The 20461-nt window shown below is 44.4% G+C and carries 21 protein-coding genes and 1 tRNA gene; 3 read left to right on the forward strand and 19 right to left on the reverse strand.

The window, feature by feature from the left end; all coding sequences use genetic code 11:
• Position 1: 1 nt before the first annotated feature.
• Positions 2-703, reverse strand: a complete 702-nt coding sequence (locus tag NFR56_RS00530; protein ID WP_251457037.1) for an ABC transporter ATP-binding protein — start codon at positions 701-703, stop codon at positions 2-4.
• Positions 704-873: 170 nt separating this feature from the next.
• Here NFR56_RS00530 and NFR56_RS00535 point away from each other — a divergent pair, with 170 nt between their 5' ends.
• The gene (locus NFR56_RS00535) at positions 874-2220 is read left to right on the forward strand and encodes an Nramp family divalent metal transporter (RefSeq protein WP_003013089.1); all 1347 of its coding nucleotides are present in this window, start codon (positions 874-876) and stop codon (positions 2218-2220) included.
• 333 nt (positions 2221-2553) lie between these two features.
• Positions 2554-3096, forward strand: a complete 543-nt coding sequence (locus tag NFR56_RS00540; RefSeq protein WP_195529768.1) for a TetR/AcrR family transcriptional regulator — start codon at positions 2554-2556, stop codon at positions 3094-3096.
• A gap of 415 nt (positions 3097-3511) precedes the next feature.
• Here the strand turns inward: NFR56_RS00540 and tehB are convergent, their stop codons facing one another.
• From tehB to NFR56_RS00615, 15 genes are all read right to left on the reverse strand, one after another.
• Positions 3512-4372 carry an SAM-dependent methyltransferase TehB gene (gene tehB, locus NFR56_RS00545; RefSeq protein WP_031576430.1) on the reverse strand — a complete coding sequence of 287 codons (861 nt, stop codon included), beginning with the start codon at positions 4370-4372 and terminating at the stop codon, positions 3512-3514.
• 127 nt (positions 4373-4499) lie between these two features.
• The gene (smpB, locus tag NFR56_RS00550; RefSeq protein ID WP_251457040.1) at positions 4500-4967 is read right to left on the reverse strand and encodes an SsrA-binding protein SmpB; all 468 of its coding nucleotides are present in this window, start codon (positions 4965-4967) and stop codon (positions 4500-4502) included.
• Complete coding sequence (rnr, locus tag NFR56_RS00555) at positions 4930-7290, reverse strand: ribonuclease R (protein WP_251457043.1); 2361 nt, start codon at positions 7288-7290, stop codon at positions 4930-4932. The genes smpB and rnr overlap by 38 nt, the downstream gene beginning before the upstream one ends.
• A 96-nt stretch (positions 7291-7386) precedes the next feature.
• Entirely contained in the window at positions 7387-7620 is a 234-nt protein-coding gene (gene secG / locus NFR56_RS00560; protein WP_003008189.1) for a preprotein translocase subunit SecG, read from the reverse strand.
• A 41-nt stretch (positions 7621-7661) separates the two neighbouring features.
• The gene (gene rpmG / locus NFR56_RS00565) at positions 7662-7811 is read right to left on the reverse strand and encodes a 50S ribosomal protein L33 (protein ID WP_003005699.1); all 150 of its coding nucleotides are present in this window, start codon (positions 7809-7811) and stop codon (positions 7662-7664) included.
• Positions 7801-9000 (reverse strand): multidrug efflux MFS transporter, encoded by a 1200-nt coding sequence (locus NFR56_RS00570; RefSeq protein ID WP_277612641.1) that lies wholly within the window; start codon positions 8998-9000, stop codon positions 7801-7803. The genes rpmG and NFR56_RS00570 overlap by 11 nt, the downstream gene beginning before the upstream one ends.
• 16 nt (positions 9001-9016) lie before the next feature.
• Positions 9017-9613, reverse strand: a complete 597-nt coding sequence (gene coaE / locus NFR56_RS00575; RefSeq protein WP_023918753.1) for a dephospho-CoA kinase — start codon at positions 9611-9613, stop codon at positions 9017-9019.
• Entirely contained in the window at positions 9614-10438 is an 825-nt protein-coding gene (gene mutM / locus NFR56_RS00580; protein WP_251457046.1) for a DNA-formamidopyrimidine glycosylase, read from the reverse strand. It abuts the gene before it with no gap.
• A 46-nt stretch (positions 10439-10484) separates the two neighbouring features.
• Positions 10485-11384 carry a GTPase Era gene (era, locus tag NFR56_RS00585; protein WP_003004993.1) on the reverse strand — a complete coding sequence of 300 codons (900 nt, stop codon included), beginning with the start codon at positions 11382-11384 and terminating at the stop codon, positions 10485-10487.
• Between the two features lie 29 nt (positions 11385-11413).
• Positions 11414-11812 carry a diacylglycerol kinase family protein gene (locus tag NFR56_RS00590; RefSeq protein WP_021153635.1) on the reverse strand — a complete coding sequence of 133 codons (399 nt, stop codon included), beginning with the start codon at positions 11810-11812 and terminating at the stop codon, positions 11414-11416.
• Positions 11793-12290, reverse strand: coding sequence for an rRNA maturation RNase YbeY (ybeY, locus tag NFR56_RS00595; RefSeq protein ID WP_003005431.1), 498 nt, complete (start codon positions 12288-12290; stop codon positions 11793-11795). The genes NFR56_RS00590 and ybeY overlap by 20 nt, the downstream gene beginning before the upstream one ends.
• Positions 12291-12386: 96 nt before the next feature.
• Positions 12387-14123, reverse strand: coding sequence for a tetracycline efflux ABC transporter Tet(46) subunit B (gene tetB(46) / locus NFR56_RS00600; protein WP_251457050.1), 1737 nt, complete (start codon positions 14121-14123; stop codon positions 12387-12389).
• Position 14124: 1 nt separating this feature from the next.
• On the reverse strand, positions 14125-15849 hold the full coding sequence (gene tetA(46) / locus NFR56_RS00605; protein WP_118095433.1) for a tetracycline efflux ABC transporter Tet(46) subunit A: 1725 nt from the start codon (positions 15847-15849) through the stop codon (positions 14125-14127).
• Between the two features lie 392 nt (positions 15850-16241).
• A tRNA-Thr gene (locus NFR56_RS00610) sits at positions 16242-16314 on the reverse strand.
• A gap of 50 nt (positions 16315-16364) precedes the next feature.
• Positions 16365-16934, reverse strand: a complete 570-nt coding sequence (locus NFR56_RS00615; RefSeq protein ID WP_223141686.1) for a GNAT family N-acetyltransferase — start codon at positions 16932-16934, stop codon at positions 16365-16367.
• 200 nt (positions 16935-17134) lie between these two features.
• On the opposite strand from NFR56_RS00615, the gene ald reads away from it, so the two are divergent.
• Entirely contained in the window at positions 17135-18247 is a 1113-nt protein-coding gene (gene ald, locus NFR56_RS00620; protein ID WP_134974123.1) for an alanine dehydrogenase, read from the forward strand.
• A gap of 47 nt (positions 18248-18294) precedes the next feature.
• Here ald and NFR56_RS00625 read toward each other — a convergent pair whose 3' ends face one another.
• The 3 genes from NFR56_RS00625 to cvfB all read right to left on the reverse strand — a co-directional run bounded on the left by NFR56_RS00625 (position 18295) and on the right by cvfB (position 20450).
• Positions 18295-19290 carry a PhoH family protein gene (locus tag NFR56_RS00625; protein WP_070588779.1) on the reverse strand — a complete coding sequence of 332 codons (996 nt, stop codon included), beginning with the start codon at positions 19288-19290 and terminating at the stop codon, positions 18295-18297.
• A gap of 79 nt (positions 19291-19369) precedes the next feature.
• Positions 19370-19585 carry a YozE family protein gene (locus tag NFR56_RS00630; RefSeq protein ID WP_251457053.1) on the reverse strand — a complete coding sequence of 72 codons (216 nt, stop codon included), beginning with the start codon at positions 19583-19585 and terminating at the stop codon, positions 19370-19372.
• 10 nt (positions 19586-19595) lie between these two features.
• Positions 19596-20450, reverse strand: coding sequence for an RNA-binding virulence regulatory protein CvfB (gene cvfB, locus NFR56_RS00635; protein ID WP_134974125.1), 855 nt, complete (start codon positions 20448-20450; stop codon positions 19596-19598).
• Positions 20451-20461: the final 11 nt, after the last annotated feature.

Raw genomic sequence — 20461 nt, forward strand, 5'->3', positions numbered from 1 at the left:
TCTAATATTCTAGCGTAGCAATATCTTGAGGAAGCTCATTGATTTCTACCGACTTGACCTTGGCGTCATGCATGCGAATCACACGGTCTGCAATCGGAGCTAGGGCAGCATTATGGGTTACGATGATGACCGTCGCTCCCTTTTTTCGAGACATATCCTGTAAAATCCCCAATACTTGCTTACCCGTCTGGTAATCTAAGGCTCCCGTCGGCTCATCACAAAGGAGGATTTTAGGATTTTTCGCCACTGCCCGAGCAATCGCCACCCGTTGTTGCTCGCCGCCTGACAATTGGGCAGGAAAGTTATGAAGACGATTGCCAAGTCCTACTTCTCTTAAAACAGCTTCCGGATCCAGAGCATCAGAAACAATTTCTGAAGCCAACTCAACATTCTCCTTAGCTGTCAAATTAGGGACCAAATTATAAAATTGAAAGACAAAACCAACATCATCTCGTCGATAATCCGTTCGTTGATGGGAATTGAGCTTAGAAATATCCACCCCATCAATCAGGACCTGTCCTTCGTCATTCGTGTCCATCCCTCCTAAGATATTGAGAACTGTTGATTTTCCAGCTCCTGACGCCCCTAAAATAATGACCAATTCGCCTTTTTCAATCTCAAAAGAAACATCCTGATTAGCGAGAATCTCCGTTTCTCCACTAGTGTATCGCTTGTAACAGTGCTGCATTTCGATGTAGGCCATTTTTTCTCTCCTCCCTCCTATTTCCTATCTATATTATAGTCCTTTTCGTATAGATTACAAAGAAATCGAGGCATCACCAATAGTGATTCTTCCTCATTATCATGAACTATTATAAATTTTATGCTATAATTAGAGAGAAATTTGATTTATTCTTAGAAAGAAGGCTCATCATGAGTTTACAACAGTTTGAAAGGAAATCACTTCAAGAAATCAACCAATCTATTGACGTGCCAAAAGGGATCCCTTTTTGGAAGACTCTCCTGCTCTTTTCAGGGCCAGGAAGTCTAGTAGCTGTCGGCTATATGGATCCGGGAAACTGGATTACTAGTGTCGTTGGAGGGGCCCAATACCGCTACCTCCTCTTATCAGTGGTTCTTCTCTCGTCTTTAATCGCCATGCAGTTGCAACAAATGGCTGGTAAACTAGGGATTGTCCATCGTAAGGATCTGGCCCAAACAACCGCCCATCATTTGCCAAAATGGCTTCGCTATACCCTTTGGATTGTGATCGAGCTTGCCTTGATGGCGACAGATTTAGCAGAAGTCATCGGATCAGGGATTGCCCTCCACCTTCTTTTTGGCTGGCCCTTGCTCTTTTCTATCCTGATCACTATCTTTGATGTCTTCCTATTACTAGGACTCATGCATCTAGGATTTCGAAAGATCGAGGCCATCGTATCAACCTTGATCCTCACGATCCTTGCAATTTTTGGCTATCTGGTTTTCCTATCGAAACCAGATATCGGAGGAATCTTCGCTGGCTTCCTCCCTCAAAAAGAGGTGCTAGGAATTGGACTTCCAAAAGGAAATGAAGCCTTAACCTTGGCGCTTGGAATCATCGGGGCAACAGTAATGCCCCACAACCTCTATCTCCACTCTTCCATTTCGCAAACGCGAAAGGTGGACTACAAAGATCCAGCAGATATCAAACGGGCAGTGCGCTTTATGACCTGGGATTCAAATATTGAATTGAGTTTGGCCTTCGTCGTCAACTCCCTCCTCTTGATTCTTGGAGCAGCCCTCTTCTTTGGTCACGGAGATAAGATCGGTGCTTTCTCTAGCATGTATAATGCCCTCAAAGATAATCATATTGCCGGTGCCATCGCAAGTCCTTTCTTGTCCACTCTCTTTGCCATCGCTTTGTTAGCTAGTGGTCAAAATTCAACCATTACTGGGACCCTAACCGGTCAAATCGTTATGGAAGGTTTCTTGCGATTTAGACTACCACAATGGGTGGTGCGTCTCATGACTCGGATCATTGCCCTCCTTCCCGTTATCATTGTCGCAATTTTATTCGGTGACCAAGAACATGTCCTCGATGACCTTCTGGTTTATTCTCAAGTCTTCCTATCAGCGGCTCTTCCTTTTTCTATCTTCCCTCTGGTTTATTTCACCTCCAACAAAGAAATCATGGGAGAGCATGTCAATGCGAAATGGAATACTTTCTTAGGCTACCTCGTTGCGATTGTCTTAACCATCTTGAATTTCAATTTGATTGTGACGACTTTTATCAAATAAAGAAACCAGCACTTTAAATCGTGCTGGTTTTTGTTCGTCACTCTATCTTGTTCCTCCTTTTCCTAAAAATTTCCTGACCATTTTTTTAGGAGGGAATTAATTTAAATCACTAATTATTGTGAGATTTTCACAAAATCTTGTCAATGCCCGTCATACATAAATTTGTAAAATTTTTGTACACTTTTCGTTATCTGTACAAAAATTAGAATTATTGTTTAATTTATATTTTTGGAGTATAATGCTATTTGTTAGTGTCGTGAAATTATTTAACCTATAAATTATTTCAACTTCAAACAAATAGAAACAGATTTATACAACTATAGAAAGGAACATATGGTACGCCAAAGACAAACAACAACCAAGTCAGACTTACGGAATGCACTCTCGAAACTGCTCTTGCAACAACCTTTTGAAAGCATCACTATTCGACAATTAACCGAAACCGCTGGAATTAACCGCGGGACCTTCTATCTGCATTATGTCGATAAATACGACATGTTTGAGCAAATGAAAATGGACATGATGCAAGAATTGGATAGCCTCTTCGTTGAAGGAAGTCCTGTCAAGGTAAACTTTCTCAATGTGTTGACCGCTATTAAAGAGAATTATGATTTTATATATGCATTGTCACAATCCTGTTGCTCGGACTTTAGTAAATTGGTAAGAAGTTTTACCCTTCATGCACTGGACGATACTCCCCACGCTAAAGAACACATCATTTCAGACTTTCAAGTTCCATACAAGTATGGTCTAGAAATTTTCATCGCTACGATCGAATCTGTAATTGTTACCTGGTTAGAATCGGGTGCGAAAGAGGACCCCATTGAAATTGGAACGATCATTCTCAGTGTCTGCGACTTTGCTAGCTGGAACTAAATCCCCCAACCTTTTCCTACCCTTCTGGAGAAGGTCTTTCTTTTGGCAAATGAAAAAAGAACTAATCACCTTGTTCAACTTGTTTGTAAGAAAGCAAAAAGGCAGGATCCTAACATCCTGCTTTTAGAATGTAGACAAACTACTTTAAAGTAAAATAAGTTAAGCGATTTTGCAAAAAAAATAAAAATGAATTCCAATTTTTAAATCGATTCAAGAAAATACCGAAACTTTCCGCTGTGAGAAAAGTGCCTGAAACAATAACGTTTCAGGCACTCGGGAGTTTTGAGACCCTAGGCTCAAAACTAAGTCTTGGAACTTCGAAGAAGTTCGCTGACGTCCGTACTCACCTAAGGAAAGTTTTTTATATGACTTTGTCTTCAATCTGAAGGCAGGATCTTAACATCCTGCTTTTTCTTTATTTTTTCTTTGCCAACATGGTTGCAAATCGAAGTTGAATTCGATTTCCATTCTCATCTCGACGATGGAGGTGGCCAGGATTTTCATTGTATTTGACCAATTCCCAATCCTTGTAATACTCCGCCAATTCTCCTTCTTTAAAGGTAAACGAGAAGGGCATCTGACAAGGATAATCTTCTGTATCCATGGCACAGACAATGAGATTGTAGCCACCTGGGTTGGTATGCTCTTGCATATTGCGAATGATCGCTGGGATCCGCTCTGCCTCTAAAAACATAAGGACCACAGTTGACACGATGAAATCATAGTTTTTGGTGAGTGCAGCAGCATTGATATCATAAAGTCCTACTGGCATGTCCATATCTTCCTCAGCGACAATACTTTGTAAGATCTCAAGAGCCAATTCATTTTGATCTACTGCTGTCACATCAAAGCCATGTTGGGCCAAAAAGAGAGCATTGCGTCCTTGCCCACATCCTAGATCCAGCGCCTTTCCAGCTGGGACAATTCCCACTGCTTCTAGCACCTCTGAATGGACAGGGTTGGTATTGTACTTTTTAGGAAAATAGTCTTTTGGCTCACAGTAAAATTCTAAGTACCACTCCACATCATCAGTCGCCGCTTCGACTCGGTGCCAGGCCTGGGGCTCGGCCATGGGGTTCTCTGCTCCTGCTTCAAAAAGGTGGCTGGCGATTTCTTCTCCCTCTGCTGTCAATTCAATAAATCTTAACTGACCTTTTAGAACCGTAATCTTCCCCCAGGTTCCTACCTTGGTATTGTGCTTTCTTTGAAGAGCTTCTGGCATGGTATCCTTGGTCCAGATAGGCATGCGCTTGTAAGCGATCAATTTTTGTGTCATGTGGCTTCTCCTTATTCTTTCAGTACCCTTATCATACAGGAAAAAGCCCCTTTTTACAAGTTAGAAAAAAGGCCCCTATCCGAGAAAAAAGCAATTCTGAAACAAGTTTCAGAATTGCCTTTTTAGTTTAACGTGTATTGTATTGTTTCATGACCCGCGCGATGTCGAGGTTTTGTTCCCGACGTTTGATGGATTCACGCTTGTCATAATCATGTTTCCCTTTAGCGAGTCCCAAAAGCAATTTGGCATAGCCATCCTTGAGATAGACCTTTAAAGGCACCAGGGTCATTCCTGTCCCTTTGGTTTCTTGGTCCAGCTTTTGGATTTGCTTTTTATGAAGAAGAAGCTTGCGACGACGGTCTGGATCTTGGTTCCAGATATTGCCTTCCTCATAAGGGGCAATATGGACGTTGCTGAGCCAAACTTCTCCATTTTTAACTTGTGCAAAACCATCTTTCAAGTTAATGCGTGCTGCACGGACACTTTTGATCTCTGTACCTGTCAGCACCATCCCTGCTTCTATTGTATCCACGATGGTGTAGTCATGTCTCGCCTTTTTATTTTGTGCGACTACCTTTCCTTCGCCCTTTGCCATGGTTGGCTCCTTTCTTTGCTACTTCCTTGTAAAATGGTTTCTTCCCTTTTTTCTTTTTGGATTTAGATGAAGAATCTTTCCGTTTGTCATCTCTTCTAACGGTTGAACCCTTAGAAACTTTTTTGTCTTTGCGTCTGCGATCCCTGCGATTGCCATCTCGGTCACGTCCTTTAGCCTTGAGGCCTTTTTCAACGATATCCCATTCACTTGGAATATAAGAGAAATCAATCTCTCCGGTCATCTTGTCAGCTCTTTCGACCTTGATCCGGATTTGCTGACCGACACGGAAAGTCACCCCCGATTTCTCCCCGCGAAGGGTTAGATCCCGTTCATTAAAATGGTAGAATTCAGGAAGATTAGTAATATGGATCAACCCTTCGACTGTATTTGGCAACTCCACAAAGAGGCCAAATTTCACTACACTGGAAACCACGGCATCGTACTCTTCCCCAACATAGTCTTCCATATATTCGGCCTTTTTCATAGCCTCTACTTCGCGCTCGGCGTCAATAGCCCGGCGCTCTCGACTAGAGGATTGGCTGGCAATGTCTGGAAGGACTTGTTCAAAGTGTTCTGCCACTTCTTGGGATTTACCGTATTCGCGCACCATTCGATGAACCATCAAGTCCGGATACCGGCGGATGGGACTAGTAAAATGGGTATAATACTCCGCAGCAAGCCCATAGTGGCCATGGTTGTGCTCTGAGTAACGGGCCTGTTGCATCGAGCGCAACAACATCATCGAAAGGACATCTGCATAAGGTTCTCCTTCAACCTTGCGCATAATTTCTTGCAGGGCTTCTTGGCTCATGTCACTAGCCGTTCCGTAGATCTGGATCCCAAAGCTAGAAGCATAATCGATAAACTTCTGTACTTTTTCTGCCTTTGGATCTTCGTGGATCCGGTAGATGAATGGCAGTTTCATTCGTGTAAAGTGCTCCGCCACTGTCTCATTAGCAATCAGCATAAAGGACTCAATCATCCGCTCCGCAATTCCTCTTTGACGGAGGACAATGTCGACCGGTTTTCCTTCTTTATTGACTAGGATTTTAGCCTCATTGGTATCAAAATTGAGGGCTCCTCGGCGAATCCGCATGCTTTCTAGAATACCATGCAGGGTGGCCATTTGATGAATACTTGGGACAATTTTCTTAAACTCTTGAGCCTTTTCTTCGTCGCCTGCTAAGATATCATTGACGTCACTATAGGTCATTCGGAAGGTCGTATTGATCACTGTTTGGGTAATGGTGTGCTTGACGACCTTGCCATGAGGATCAATCTCCATGATGGCAGACTGGGTCAGGCGGTCCACATTTGGATTTAAAGAACAGATCCCATTGGAGAGACGCTCTGGTAACATGGGTACTACTCGGTCGGTCACATAGACAGAGGTCGCACGATTTAGAGCTTCCTTGTCGAGTGCTGAACCTTCCTGAACGTAATAAGAGACATCTGCAATGTGAACACCCAGCTCAAAGTTACCGTTCTTGAGTAGCTTGATATGGACCGCATCGTCCAAGTCCTTGGCATCTGCTCCGTCGATGGTAAAGGTGATCTCCTCTCGCAGATCCAAGCGTCCCTCTAAATCCTTTGCAGACAGTGCATCTGGAACATTCTCAGCCTCTTTCAGCACTTCTTCTGGAAATTCTGAGACAATGTCCATGGATTCTAACACTTCCAAGACATCGATTCCTGGATCTGTTACATGACCAACCACATCCCGCACAGTCGCCACAAAATAATTGTGCTTGCGGCTCGGGTATTGATCAATTTCGACCTTGAGGATTTCGGTCCCTTCCAATTGGATGGCTGGCTTCTTCACATAGATCAGCTGGCTGATCTTTTGATTTTTCGAACGAATGTAGCCGGCATATTTAGGCTTTTCCTCATCCAGGACAATTTGTCCAACTACCGTTTTAATGCTATGCTCCAAGACATCAATAATCTTAGCTTCTGCTGCCGTTCCCTTGTTTCGGTCTGCCACCTTGGTAATGACGATCTCAACGGTGTCACCATCGATAGCGTGGTTGACATCATTTCGGCCAACAAAGAGGTCCTCTTCTTCGCCTTCTAAACTGACAAAGCCAAAGCCATTCTTATGCGCATGAAAGATCCCCTTGAGGGTAATAGCTGGGGCCTTCTTTTGAGCCAAACGAAGAGAGCCATCATCTTCGAATTTCAACTCATGACGGCGTTCCATCAGAGAGATGGTTTTGACCAAGTCACGGAAATCCTTAGACCCTTCCTTTCCTAGAGCTGCTGCCAGATCATTGATCTGGGCCTTGTCATGCTCCTGTAAATATTCTTTAATACTTGTTTTCATTGATTTATTTGCTGGTTATCCAGCCTCCTTTTTTCTATCCACTTGTGTCTTTGTTTTACAAAATAAAAATAGGCAAAGACATTGTCTGAGCCTATCTTATCTACTAGAAAGTACCATTAAGATCATCGCGATCAATAACCAAAAGAAGATCATAATAGCTGTTAAACGCTGCATCACGGCTTCAAACCCGCGCGCTTTTGAACGTTCAAACAAGTCATTTGAGCTTGCGTCAAAGACGTTGCTCGATTGGTTTTTTGTTGGTTGCATAAAAATTGCGATAATAATCAATACTGATAATACTAGTAAAATAGTTGTTAATGCTCCGCTCATATTCAAAACTCCTTAAAATCTTCACTATTATACCATGAAAATCATTTTGATTCAATATGTAAGGTTACTTTTCTTTCCTTGGGACAATACTTCAAGACCTCGATCTTTTCAGGATGGGTTTTGGTATTTTTACTGGTCAAATAATTCTGACTCCCACAGCTGGTGCAGGTCAATTGAACTTTAATTCGCACGTACGTCTCTCACTTTCAAATACTTTCTAAATAAGAATAAGAGGAACATCAAATCGGTAAAAGCCAAAAGGGCTGTACCGTAAAATACCCAATGATAGCCAAAATGCATGAAAATACTCGACCCCATCATTGGCCCTAATACACCACCTAAGTAATAAAAGAGCTGGTTGTAGCTAAAGATCCGAGAAATCCCTTCAGGAGGGGTTAAACGATTCAATAATGCAGAAACTCCAGGTAGTAGGGCTCCTGTCCCGATCCCAAAGAGGAAGCGTAAAATCCCTAATTGAAGGGGTGATTGCGCTTGGGCACAAAGGATATAGAGACAGCCACTATAGAGAAGGGCGATTAATAAGAGCCGGTGATTCCCGATTCGGTCTCCGAGTTTTCCCATCCAACCTGAAAAGAGCATACTAGAGACTCCCATAGCTGAAACAATCATCCCCGATACAAAGATCAGGTTATCTCTTTGTCCCAAAGCTCGCACATAAAGAGGCAGGATCGGAGAAATAGATTGGGCGATCATTTGAATGGTCATGCTGGTCAAAAAGAGTCCCAAGAGGATATCTTTTTGCTGAATGGACATGAGCAACTCCCAACTGGATTTTTGTTCTTCTTTTGGAAGGGGCTCATAGTCTTCCTCAATGCCCCAGAAGGTTAAGAGGGAAACCAAAAATAAGAAGAAGCCGACCAAGAGAAAGACATTGCGCATGCCTAGATTTTCAGCAATGAGTCCCCCAATCAAAGGCCCCATCAAGGTTCCAGCCACGACACCAGTCGATAAAGTCCCTAGAGCGTAGCCAGATTGGTCCTTTGGAACTTGACTGGCAATCAGGGCTGTACTATTGGGGACAAAGCCTGAAAAGACCCCATTGAGCAAGCGTAGGACCAAGAGCCAAAAGACGGATGGTACAAAGGCAATGCCTCCCATGGTCAGTGTCATGGCAATGGAGGCTCTAAGCATCATGGGTTTTCGACCATAGCGGTCGGCTAAGCTCCCCCAGATGGGAGACATGATCGCAGAGGTCACAGAAGAACTCGCAACGGCTATGCCAGCATAAAGGGGAACAGCCTTGCCCGTAACACCCAACTCTTCCACAAAGAGGGCCATAAAAGGAACGACTAAAGAAAGGCTGGCTCCGATGAAAAAGCAGCCGATCCAGGCAATATATAGATTTTTACGCCAATTGATTTCTCTTGTGATAAGATCATCTTCTTTCTAATTGTTGTAGGGCTGCATCTAATTGGGCATAGAGGGCCGTTAGATCGTCATTATTGTCTAAGACCAGATCTGCATGGGCGCTTTTTTCATCTAGCGGCATTTGAGACGCAATGCGTTCTTGGGCCTGCAGTTCTGATAAGTGGTTGCGTTCCATCAGGCGTTTGAGCTGGGTTTCTTTTGAGACAGCTACCAACCAGACAGATTCAAACCACTCTTCATAGCCTTGCTCGATTAAGAGTGGAATATCCATAAAAAAGAGATCGGATTGTGCAGCTTGTCTATCTCTTACCTCAGCTAGAGCCTCACGAATAAGCCTGCCTTGGACGCGATTGGACCAGTTTCTTTCACTAGGATTTGAAAAGATCCGCTGACCCAAAGCGACGCGGTCCAGCTCTCCTTCTTTGGTAAGGATCTCTCTCCCAAAATGATCTACTAAGACACGGTAGAGAGCTCCTCCTGGTGCTTGCAAGTCATGGACCACTCGATCAGCATCAATTACCGGATAGCCTTTTTCTCTCAAATAGGAGGTGACAGTGGACTTTCCTGAAGCAATCCCTCCTGTTAATCCAATGATTCTCGCCATCTAGTTCTCCTTTTGGCAGTGAGGGCAAAAATGGGTTCCACGTCCCCCCAGCTGAATTTTCTCAATCGGCGTCCCGCAGCGCAAACACGGCTGGCCTGTTTTTCCATAGACCTGGTGTTCTTCCTGCATAGTGCCGTCTTCTCCAAAAGCATTGCTGTAGGAGCGAATGGTGGAGCCACCCTTTTCAACAGCTTGAGCAAGCACAGCAATCGTTTCTTTGCGGATTACTTTGGCTTCTCTAGCAGTCAGGCTTTGACCCAAACGGGCTGGATGAACCTTGGCTCGATAAAGGACCTCATCCACATAGATATTGCCCAGACCAGCCACTAATTTTTGGTCTAAAAGAGCTGATTTAATTGGTTTCTTTGATTTTTTAAGAGCTGCTTGGAAGGCTGGTTCTTTAAAATCCGCTTCCGTTGGCTCTGGACCAATCTTTTTCGCCAAAAAATAGCTGTCGACAAGCTCAGGTATGATGACTTCCATGGTCCCAAACTTGCGGACATCTTCATAGACCAGAGTGCTACCATCTGTAAAATGAAAGAAGACATGGGCATGCTTGCGAAGAGGAACCTCGTCTGGATAAAAGAAATACTTGCCTTCCATCCGCAAATGCGAGATGAGGACCAGATCCGTCAGATAAAATAAAAGGTATTTCCCACGGCGCCCCATGACCCGAATTTCTTGGCCTGGGAGATCTTGACGAAAAGTATCCAGATCCGTCTGAATCATCTTTGGATACTTTACTTCCACGGACTGGATGGTTTTCCCAAGAATTAATTTCTCAAGACCGCGTCGAACCGTCTCTACTTCTGGTAATTCAGGCATAGAACTCCTTTCAAAAACAAGAAGCAGGCCTTCTGCCCACCTCTTCTTAATATTCTTTTTCGTTGTATCCGAAATCAGCTAGGTCTAATTTCTTATCCCGCCAATTTTTCTTGACCTTAACCCAAGTTTCTAGGAAGACCTTATCCCCCAGCATGAGTTCGATATCCTTGCGTGCAAGGGTTCCGATCTTCTTGAGCATGGCGCCGCCTTTTCCGATGACAATCCCTTTTTGGCTATCGCGCTCGACCATGATGGTTGCTCGGATATGGACTTTATCTGTCTCTTCATCCCGCTTCATAGAATCCACCACTACGGCAACAGAGTGGGGAATTTCTTCCCGCGTCAAATGCAAAACCTTTTCACGGATCATTTCAGAGACCAAGAAGCGCTCTGGGTGATCGGTGATTTGATCGGCAGGGAAATATTGGAAACCTTCTTCTAAGTTTTCACTTAAAATATCAATCAAACGTGAAACATTGTTTCCTTGAAGGGCTGAAATCGGCACGATTTCCTTGAAATCCATTTGACTACGGAAGTCATCGATTTGCGCCAAGAGTTGGTCAGGGTGCACCTTGTCGATCTTGTTGACCACCAGAATAACCGGCACCTTAGCAGCCTTGAGGCGCTCGATGATCATGTCATCGCCCTTCCCACGTGGCTCATCTGCTGGCACCATAAAGAGAACGGTATCCACTTCACGAAGGGTGCTATAGGCCGACTCCACCATGAAGTCTCCAAGCGCTGTCTTGGGTTTGTGAATCCCTGGGGTATCGATAAAGACGATCTGTTCCTTATCCGTCGTATAAATCCCCATAATCTTATTGCGCGTTGTCTGCGCCTTGTCACTCATGATGGCAATCTTTTGCCCCATGACGTGGTTCAAAAAAGTTGACTTCCCAACATTGGGACGTCCTAAAATGGCTACAAAACCTGATTTAAATGTCATATTATCCTTTCACGAGGGCATGCTCCCTCTTATCCAAATACCAAGGCCCAGAATTTGGGCACAAAAATCACCAGTCCTGTTAGTAGGGCAAAACCTGATACGACAAGGACTGCTCCAGCCGCCATGTCTTTGGCATTCTTTGCCAACATGGAGAAATGGTAGTTACTAGCTAAATCCACCACATTTTCAATGGCTGAATTCATAATCTCAAAAGCAATCACCAAGGTAATGCTGAGCAATAAAAAGAGCCATTCTGTCGCAGAAATCCTAAATACCAAACCAGCAAGAATTGCTGCAAGGGCTGATAAGGCATGCTTGCGCATATTGCGCTCTTCCTTGATCGAAGTAAAAATTCCTGTTATCGCAAACTCCAGGCTTGAAGTGAAGTCCCGATTTTTCCATTTTCGCTTATTGTCTTGTGAGTCCATAGGCTGTCAAAATCTCTTCCTGTAAGCCAAACATTTCCTTTTCTTCTTCCGGCGTATAGTGATCATAGCCATTGATGTGAAGAAAACCATGCACTGCTAAAAATCCCATTTCGCGCTCAAAGCTGTGGCCATATTCTTCGGCTTGCTCACGCGCCTTGTCAATTGAAATAAAGAGCTCCCCAATATAGGTATCGAATTCAGCCATCATCTCTGCCAATTCTGGATTTTCTGCAAGGTCTTCCTCGTCAAAAGAAATCTCCATCTCTGGCTTGTATTCTAAACTGATGACATCCGTCGGGCGATCCGTATCACGGTATTCAAGATTTAGTTCATGACTGCGTTCATTGGTTACAAAAGTCACAGCCATTTCCTTGTCTTCTTTCCCAATTTTTTGAGCAGCAAATTCTAAAATTTCTTGCGTTTGTTTTAAGATTTCGTCAGAGACTTGACCAGTCTCATCTACCATTTCAATATACATCTGGATCACCTCACTATTATCACTTCATTATAGCATAAAACCAGCCTATATACTAGATACAGGCTGGTTTTCAATCTTTTTCTTTGCAGGACAATCTTACACCACTGTTTGCTGGATGGCATTCATCTGGGCATAGATCCCGCCTTGTGCGACCAGTTCCTCGTGTCTACCACGTTCCACAATGCGTCCTTCAGATAAGACTAAGATCTGATCCGCATCTTGGATAGTGGACAAGCGATGGGCAATGATAAAGGTGGTCCGTCCCTTTTGCAGGACTGCCATAGCCTTCTGGATGATTTCTTCTGTTTCCGTATCGATGTGAGAGGTTGCCTCATCCAAAATCAGAATTTGCGGATTCATATAGAGCGTCCGCGCAAAGGAAATCAATTGGCGCTCACCACTTGAAAAGGCGGATCCTTTTTCTACGACTGGATGGTCGATTCCCTTTTCAAGGCGCTCTACAAAGGGCCAAGCCCCGACTTTTTTCAAGGCGTCTTGGACCGCCTCCCGGTCAATATGTTCCTGACTCATGGCCACATTACTAGCTATGGTTCCTGTAAATAGATAAGGATCCTGTAGAACAATCCCCATATGGCTGCGTAAGCTCTCACGAGAGACTTGGCGAATATCTTGACCATCGATCAAAATCGCTCCTTCTTGAGGATCATAAAAACGATAGAGCAGGTTCATAATCGAAGACTTACCCGATCCAGTATGACCCACAAGAGCAATGGTTTGCCCAGGACTTGCCTGAAAGGCAATATCTCTCAGAACTGGCTTGCCTTCTTCATAGGCAAATTGAACATCGTTAAACACGACTTGAGCTTTTTCTATCTTCAGTTCCGATGCACCATCGGCCTCCAAAGGTTGGTCTAAGAAAGCAAGGACGCGACTCCCCGTTTCTAAGGATCTCCGAATATTCGGAAATTGACGACTGAGATTGGCCATGAGATCAAATAGATTAATGACATAGTTAATATTGATAAATAAGAAACCAGCCGTCACACCGATATTGCCCTGTAGGAAAGAAATCCCAGCGATGGTCAAAATGCCCGCAATCACTAAAAACTTGAGCAATTCCGTTAAGGTCCAAGAAGCAATGGAATCGGCCAGGAGGATTCGATCATTGGCTCCTAACATCTTCTGGGTAGTGGCTTCAAACTCCTCCACCACACCAGGCTCTTGATGATAGAGCTGAATCATACTGGCACCATGCAAGAGTTCATTGACCTGGGTATTGACCTCGCTTCTCGCATCAAAGAAATCCTTCATAGGCTGGTCCGTCATGACCTTGTAGAGATACTGGATCCCATAGAAAATCGGAAAGACCAAACACAAGAGAAGGCCCATCATAGGACTCAGGTAAAAGAGAATCCCTAGGATAAAGAGAAAGCGTACCAAATAGATGACTAAAATCATACAAGAGTTATAAAACTGGGTCCGCAAGGTCTCCGTATCATTGACAATTCTTGTCGCGATCTTCCCAGCCGGCTTATCATCAAAATAAGAAATAGGCAGCCCTTGCATGACTTGAAAGGCTTGGTCCCTCAGACTAGCGGTTACTTGGTTACTTCCATGCAGTAAAATCCGATTGCCCATGTAGCTAATCAGCTGCCCCAGGCTCAAGACCAAGAGATAGAATCCTCCCATCTGAAGCAAGTCCCCTTGCCCGCCACCGTGGATCAGTGCGGTCAAAGGCCCATCGATCATCTTTTGGAGAAGAAAGGGAGACAATTCAGAAAAAATGGTGGCTAGTAAGAGGCAAATAAAGCCAGCAAGAAAGACAGTTGGATAAAGCGTGATCCTAGATAATAATCGTTTCAAAACTTTCATCTTATTCTCCTTCCTGTTTTTGTTGCCGTTGGTATTGTTCATAATACCAGCCCTCTTGAGCCAATAAATCACTAGCCCTGCCTTCTTCTACAATCTGCCCTTGATCCAAGACGATGATCCAATCCGCCTGATGAACAGCCGACAAACGATGGGAAACAATGATGGTCGTCTTGTCTTTTCGTTCCTTTTGAATCGTGTCAATAATGGCCTGTTCGGTCTTCGCATCCACCGCCGAAAGGGAATCATCTAACAGCAAGAGCTCAGCATCTCTTAAGAATGCACGCGCCAGAGAGATCCGTTGTTTTTGACCTCCTGACACAGAGACCCCTTTCTCACCGATCAGGGTGTCCATTCCATGAGACATCCGCTCGAGATCATCCGCAAAAGCAGCTTGGGCTACTGCTTCCACCAAGTCTTCTTGGCTGGCTCCTTTTTTACCAAACGCTATATTCTCACGGATAGACTTGGAGAATAAAATATGTTCTTGGGAAACATAGCCAATTTTTTCTTCGATGGAGTGTCGGTTGTAGTCCACGATCGGTTGCTGGTTGACCAAGAATTCTCCCTCACCAACTGGGTACTGCCGCAAGAATTGTCGAACCAAGCTTGTCTTTCCTGCTCCGGTACGACCAACAATTCCAACCGTCTGTCCTCGCTGGATAGTCCAATCAATGCCTGATAGGCTCTTTCGCTCAGCACCAGGATAGCTGAAAGAATAGTCCTTAAACTGCACCAAATCAATCTGCTCTAGGTAGTGAGAACCATCTGGCTCCAGATCATCCGTTTCATCAATCACTTCTTTTAATTTTTTATAGGACATTTGCCCTGTCTGGTAGACCAAGATCAAGTCCGCCATCATCCACATAGGCTCAATTAAAAAGACCAAATACAGCTGTAAAGCCAATAATTTCCCAAGACTCAATTGCCCGCTTGCCAGGGACTGGCCTCCAAATAGCAGGAGCAAGACTGTCGAGAATCCAATAAACAACAGGGCTAAAGGTCCAAAAGAATACTGGATAGAGGCAATTTTATCCCCCGTTTTGGATAGACTGGCCGTTTTTTTCTGAAACTGTTTGACTTGCTGGTCCCGTCTACTATAGGCCCGCATGACCCGGATTCCTTCGATGGACTCCAAGACTTCATCATTCAACTGAGCGACTGCTTCCCGGTTTTGCTCAACATACTCCTCCTGCTTTCTACTCAAAAAATAGGTAGAGACGACGAGGAAGATCATGGGAATAAAGGAAATCAAGGTTAATTGCCAAGAAATGAAAAACATGGTCGGAATAATAAAGGCAAACAAGCCACCGCCAAACAGGAGCACCATCATCCCGTAACCAGCCATATCGGCCATCCCATCCACATCCGTCGTAAAGCGCGTCAAGAGATCTCCTGAACGGAATTTCTCAAAAAAGGGACGCCGCATAGCTACTAGCTTACGAAACGCTTGTCCCTGAAGGGTCGCCTTGAAATGGACTGACGACTGAAAAAGTCGCAACTGCCAATAAAAAGCCGTCAGGTAATTGAGGATAGCTGATCCCACCAAGAGGACCATATCCCATACAAAGTTGGATTGCGTCAGCGTCTGCTGACTCAAATGATCCACTAAGCGCTGGATGACTTGCGTCGGGATCAATAAGGTGTAATCATAAAGAATCAGGACCATAGCGATCTTCACATATCGCCACTTGCGCTCCCTGATATACTCCCAAATAGCTCTGATCATATATTCTCCTTTTCAAAATGGCACAGAAAAACCCAAGCAAGGAGCTGAGAGCAGTCTCAGTCCACACTTGGGCCTTCTGATGCCTATCACCAATTCAGTTAAGGCAGGCAAAAATGCATACAAAAAACCCAAGACAGACTCCTCCATCTTGGGTTCCATTTATAGTTTACATCGAACTCAACTGAGATTGGAGAAGCTGTGTATTCAATTGTGTCATCAAAACATCTACTTTGTTCATGATGGTTTTCTCCTTTCTCTTTGTTGTTCTAACTTTACCACGTATTTCTGTGCTTGTCAACGTTTTTTTGAAAATTGTTGAAAAAACCGGACTTTTAAAGATGGACTCGCAAAAAAAGAAGCCTAGACCCTCTCTAAGCTTCCCTCTTCTGCTATGCTAGTTGCCGGGATTGAACCGGCGACCTCATCCTTACCATGGATGCGCTCTACCGACTGAGCTAAACCAGCAGTACCTATCTACTATATCATGGAGATAGGTCTTTTGTCAATATCCTGACTCATTTTTCTGCCAAATATTCTTCCTTCGTGAGGACATAATGAATTCTCGTCACCATTCTCCCTTCTTCATGCAAGTCTAGCATCGCGTAGGGCTCCTCGTGAGAATATTTCATCCCTGATTTGGCCATCACCCGTCCAGAAGCTGGGTTGTCCTGATCATGAACAGCAATGAGCTTGTTCATCCCTAACTGTTCAAAAGCCAAGGCAATGACTGCCTTGGTAGCCTCTGTCGCAAGACCTTGGTTCCAATAGTCTTTATTCAGAACATAGCCGATACTCCCCTTCTTCAGACAAAGATCCAAATCCAGTAAATCAATCGTCCCGATAAATTTTCCATTCTCTTTGAGCTCGATCCCCCATCTTCCAAGTGGGCTCGCTAGGTATAAGAGGGCAATATTATTACGCGTCTCTTCTAGACTTTGATTGGTTGCAAAGGTATAGCGCGTAACTGTCTCATCAGAAGCATACTCAAACATAGCCGGTGCGTCTTCAAGAGTGACCGGACGCAAGTGCAAGCGCTCAGTCTCTATTTCTCGATAAGCCGCTAACTTCACATATAAATTTTCCATTTGACTCTCCTTCTTTAGGGATTAGTTTAGCAAATAACATAAAGGAAGGCAAGCTCAAATTTTTCTTGCTTTTTAACCCACTTTTCTATACAATTAAATCAATCAAAACAATCAGATAAGGAGTGAAAAGGTCATTGAGTCAAGAGAGCCATCTCACACCAATGGCCTTTTTACACCTAAATCTGAGCAAGGAGGCAAGAATGCTCATTGGAATTCCTAAAGAAATTAAAAACAACGAAAATCGGGTCGGTTTGACACCTGCAGGCGTACAAAGCTTGGTGAAGAAAGGTCATCACGTTTTGGTGGAAACAAATGCCGGACTTGGTTCTGGCTTTGCGGATGAAGATTACACGAAGCAAGGGGCAACCATCGTTGCGACTGCTGCAGAAGCTTGGGCCGCTGAGATGGTGGTCAAAGTCAAAGAACCCCTCGCTGAAGAATATGGCTTCCTTCGCGAAGACCTCTTGCTCTTCACATACTTGCACATGGCTGCTGCTCCTGAATTAGCAGATGCCATGGTTGCAGCCAAGACAACTGGTGTAGCCTACGAAACCGTTCGAGACTTAGATGGACAATTGCCACTCTTGGTGCCAATGAGTGAGGTGGCTGGACGGATGGCCGTGCAAATCGGTGCTCACTTCCTGACCAAACAAGAAGGTGGATCAGGAGTCCTCCTAGGTGGGGTGCCAGGTGTTCCCAAAGGAAAAGTTACCATCATCGGAGGCGGGGTCGTTGGAACCCACGCAGCTCGTATCGCCCTTGGACTCGGTGCCCAAGTGACCATCTTAGATATCAGTGCTAAACGTTTGGCTGTTCTGGAAGATGTCTTTGGTCACCAAATCCAAACCCTTATGTCCAATCCATTTAACATTGAAGCCAGCGTCCGTGATGCCGATGTTGTCATCGGAGCTGTCTTGATTCCTGGGGCTAAAGCTCCTAAATTAGTGACAGACGATATGGTCAAACAAATGCGTCCCGGTTCAGTCATCGTCGATGTGGCCGTTGACCAAGGTGGTGTTATCGAAACAGCAGACCGTGTCACAACGCATACGGAACCAGTTTACGAAAAACATGGCGTGCTCCACTATGCCGTTGCCAATATCCCAGGGGCTGTCGCACGTACCTCTACTATCGCCCTTACCAATGTGACCCTTCCTTATGTTGAAGCTTTAGCTGACAATGGCTTCCACAAGGCAATTGCCCTCGATGAAGGCTTGCGCCAAGGTGTCACTACTTACCAAGGCCATATCACAAGCCAACCTGTTGCTACTGGTTTAGAGCGCGACTTCACACCAATCGATGAATTGGTTTAATTTCTAACATAAAAAAGGCAAAGATCTGATGATCTTTGCCTTTTCTTTTATTCTTCTTCTTCCACATCCGATTCTTCTTTGAGCACTGAATTTGGGATGGGCTCGTAGGCCCGGATAATTTCTGCTACTACAGGATGGCGAACAACATCCTTGGCAGAGAAATGCACAAAGTCGATCTGAGAAATATTTTTCAATTTCTCCTGGGCATCAATCAAGCCGGATTTGACATTTCGAGGAAGGTCAATCTGGCTAGTATCTCCATTGACAATCATCTTAGAGTTAAAACCAAGACGGGTCAAAAACATTTTCATCTGCATGATGGTGGTATTTTGCGCTTCATCGAGGATGACAAAGGCATCGTCCAAGGTCCGCCCCCGCATATAAGCCAAAGGCGCAATCTCGATAATCTCCCGCTCCATCATCCGAATTGTTTGGTCTTTCCCTAAAATCTGGTATAGAGCATCATAGACCGGTCGTAGATAAGGGTCCACTTTTTCTTTGAGATCCCCTGGTAGGAAACCAAGGCTCTCTCCAGCTTCAACAGCAGGACGAGTCAAAATGATCCGCTTGACTTGACCACGCTTGAGGGCAGTCACAGCCAAAGTCACTGCTAGGAAGGTTTTCCCAGTCCCCGCTGGTCCAATCCCAAAAGTAACATCATGGTTCTTGACACTATCGACATAGATCTTTTGACCAAGCGTTTTAACCCGAATGGGCTTGCCGTAACTATCCTTGATAATCTCTTCTTCATAGAGAGCGATGAACTTATCCAATTCCCCATTTCTCACCATGGTAATGGCGGTCACCACATCCGGCGTTCCAATGGTCATGCCACGGTTGACGAGGACCAAAAGGGCCTGGATGACTTGACGAACTCGCTCGCAGGTTTCTTCTTCCCCAATGATTTGGACTATTTCTGTCCGGGCATGAATAGTCACCCCAAATTCTTGCTCCATCAAACGAAGATGGCGTTCGTTAGATCCAAACAAATGAAAGAGATCGTCTGGATGCGTTAATGTAATTTCAACTGAATGTTCTTGCAAATAAAGAACCTCTCTACCTGTGTTTTTCTATTATTATAACAAAGAGGCCGAGAAAAAACCATCCTCGACCTGTCCTTTTCTAGTGGGCTTGGTATTCTTCCCAAATCGCATCAAAATCGCCAAGATTAAAGGAAAAGCTCGCATGCTCTTCTAGATAGCGACTGACCTCGTCGAAGTCATCTGTATGCTTGGGAAAAGCAGACTCATAAAATGCAAGATCTGCTAGAATGGCTTTAGGAGCATTGCTTTTAGGATTGCGCTCCGTCATCAGCCAAGTATAAAACGATTTTCGCATAAGCCTCCTCTTAGATTAACTCTGTTCCAAACTGGTCTTGCTTGATTTTTTTGGCCTTCATCAAGCCACCCAAAGCCTTTTTGAACTGGCCTTTTGAAATCCCAAAAGTCGCCTTGATCTCTTCTGGAGATGACTTATCATTCAAGGTCATAAAGCCTCCATTGGATTCCAAATAGGTTAAAATCATTTGTGCATCGTTTTCCAACATCTCAAAGGAGCGTGGCTTCAAAGATAGATTCAAGGTCCGATCCACCTCACGAAAACCGATGACGCGAGCATTTACGACCTCTCCCAAACGAGGTTCTGCATAGCGCTCACTTGGGTGGATAAAGCCCAGCATATTGTTCTCTGGAAGGTAAACAAAGGTTCCAGACAATTTCAAGCGGTAGACAATGGCTGGCCAGTTTTGGTTTTGCATATTGTTGTAGGCTGGACGAGCCAAACGCTGGAAATCTTCCTGGTAGGCTAAGATCCCCCAAATCCGATCTTTCTTATCGACTTCTAAGCGAATATAGAGATGATCGCCCTTTTTAGGCCATAGATCTTTAATCTCCGGTAGGATATCTAGTGAGACAACAATCTGCTTATCTGGAAGCCCTGTATCCACGAAGACTCCCAAATCCTTGCGCACTTCCGTGACCGTTCCCCAGCCAAAGCTTTCTTGAGTTGCAGTGACTTCAAGTGTCGTGAGTCGGAGCTTTTGCTTCATATCTGTATAGGCAAAGCCCTTGACACTTTCTCCGACTTTGTGTGGGCCTTCTGCTTTATCAAGCGCGTAGGTCTGGCCATCTTTTTGAACAAAATAGAAGTGATCATTTTCATCGATGACCATTCCCATGATGTAGCTTGCTAGATTCGTATTCATGTTTCCTTCTT

This window comes from Streptococcus caecimuris (assembly GCF_943193075.1).
Lineage (GTDB): Bacteria > Bacillota > Bacilli > Lactobacillales > Streptococcaceae > Streptococcus > Streptococcus caecimuris.

Coding starts and splice junctions, on each gene's coding strand:
- NFR56_RS00530 (WP_251457037.1), bottom strand. CDS start 703: ATGGCCTACATCGAAATGCAGCACTGTTACAAGCGATACACTAGTGGA.
- NFR56_RS00535 (WP_003013089.1), top strand. CDS start 874: ATGAGTTTACAACAGTTTGAAAGGAAATCACTTCAAGAAATCAACCAA.
- NFR56_RS00540 (WP_195529768.1), top strand. CDS start 2,554: ATGGTACGCCAAAGACAAACAACAACCAAGTCAGACTTACGGAATGCA.
- tehB (WP_031576430.1), bottom strand. CDS start 4,372: ATGACACAAAAATTGATCGCTTACAAGCGCATGCCTATCTGGACCAAG.
- smpB (WP_251457040.1), bottom strand. CDS start 4,967: ATGGCAAAGGGCGAAGGAAAGGTAGTCGCACAAAATAAAAAGGCGAGA.
- rnr (WP_251457043.1), bottom strand. CDS start 7,290: ATGAAAACAAGTATTAAAGAATATTTACAGGAGCATGACAAGGCCCAG.
- secG (WP_003008189.1), bottom strand. CDS start 7,620: ATGAGCGGAGCATTAACAACTATTTTACTAGTATTATCAGTATTGATT.
- coaE (WP_023918753.1), bottom strand. CDS start 9,613: ATGGCGAGAATCATTGGATTAACAGGAGGGATTGCTTCAGGAAAGTCC.
- mutM (WP_251457046.1), bottom strand. CDS start 10,438: ATGCCTGAATTACCAGAAGTAGAGACGGTTCGACGCGGTCTTGAGAAA.
- era (WP_003004993.1), bottom strand. CDS start 11,384: ATGACATTTAAATCAGGTTTTGTAGCCATTTTAGGACGTCCCAATGTT.
- NFR56_RS00590 (WP_021153635.1), bottom strand. CDS start 11,812: ATGGACTCACAAGACAATAAGCGAAAATGGAAAAATCGGGACTTCACT.
- ybeY (WP_003005431.1), bottom strand. CDS start 12,290: ATGTATATTGAAATGGTAGATGAGACTGGTCAAGTCTCTGACGAAATC.
- NFR56_RS00615 (WP_223141686.1), bottom strand. CDS start 16,934: ATGGAAAATTTATATGTGAAGTTAGCGGCTTATCGAGAAATAGAGACT.
- ald (WP_134974123.1), top strand. CDS start 17,135: ATGCTCATTGGAATTCCTAAAGAAATTAAAAACAACGAAAATCGGGTC.
- NFR56_RS00630 (WP_251457053.1), bottom strand. CDS start 19,585: ATGCGAAAATCGTTTTATACTTGGCTGATGACGGAGCGCAATCCTAAA.
- cvfB (WP_134974125.1), bottom strand. CDS start 20,450: ATGAATACGAATCTAGCAAGCTACATCATGGGAATGGTCATCGATGAA.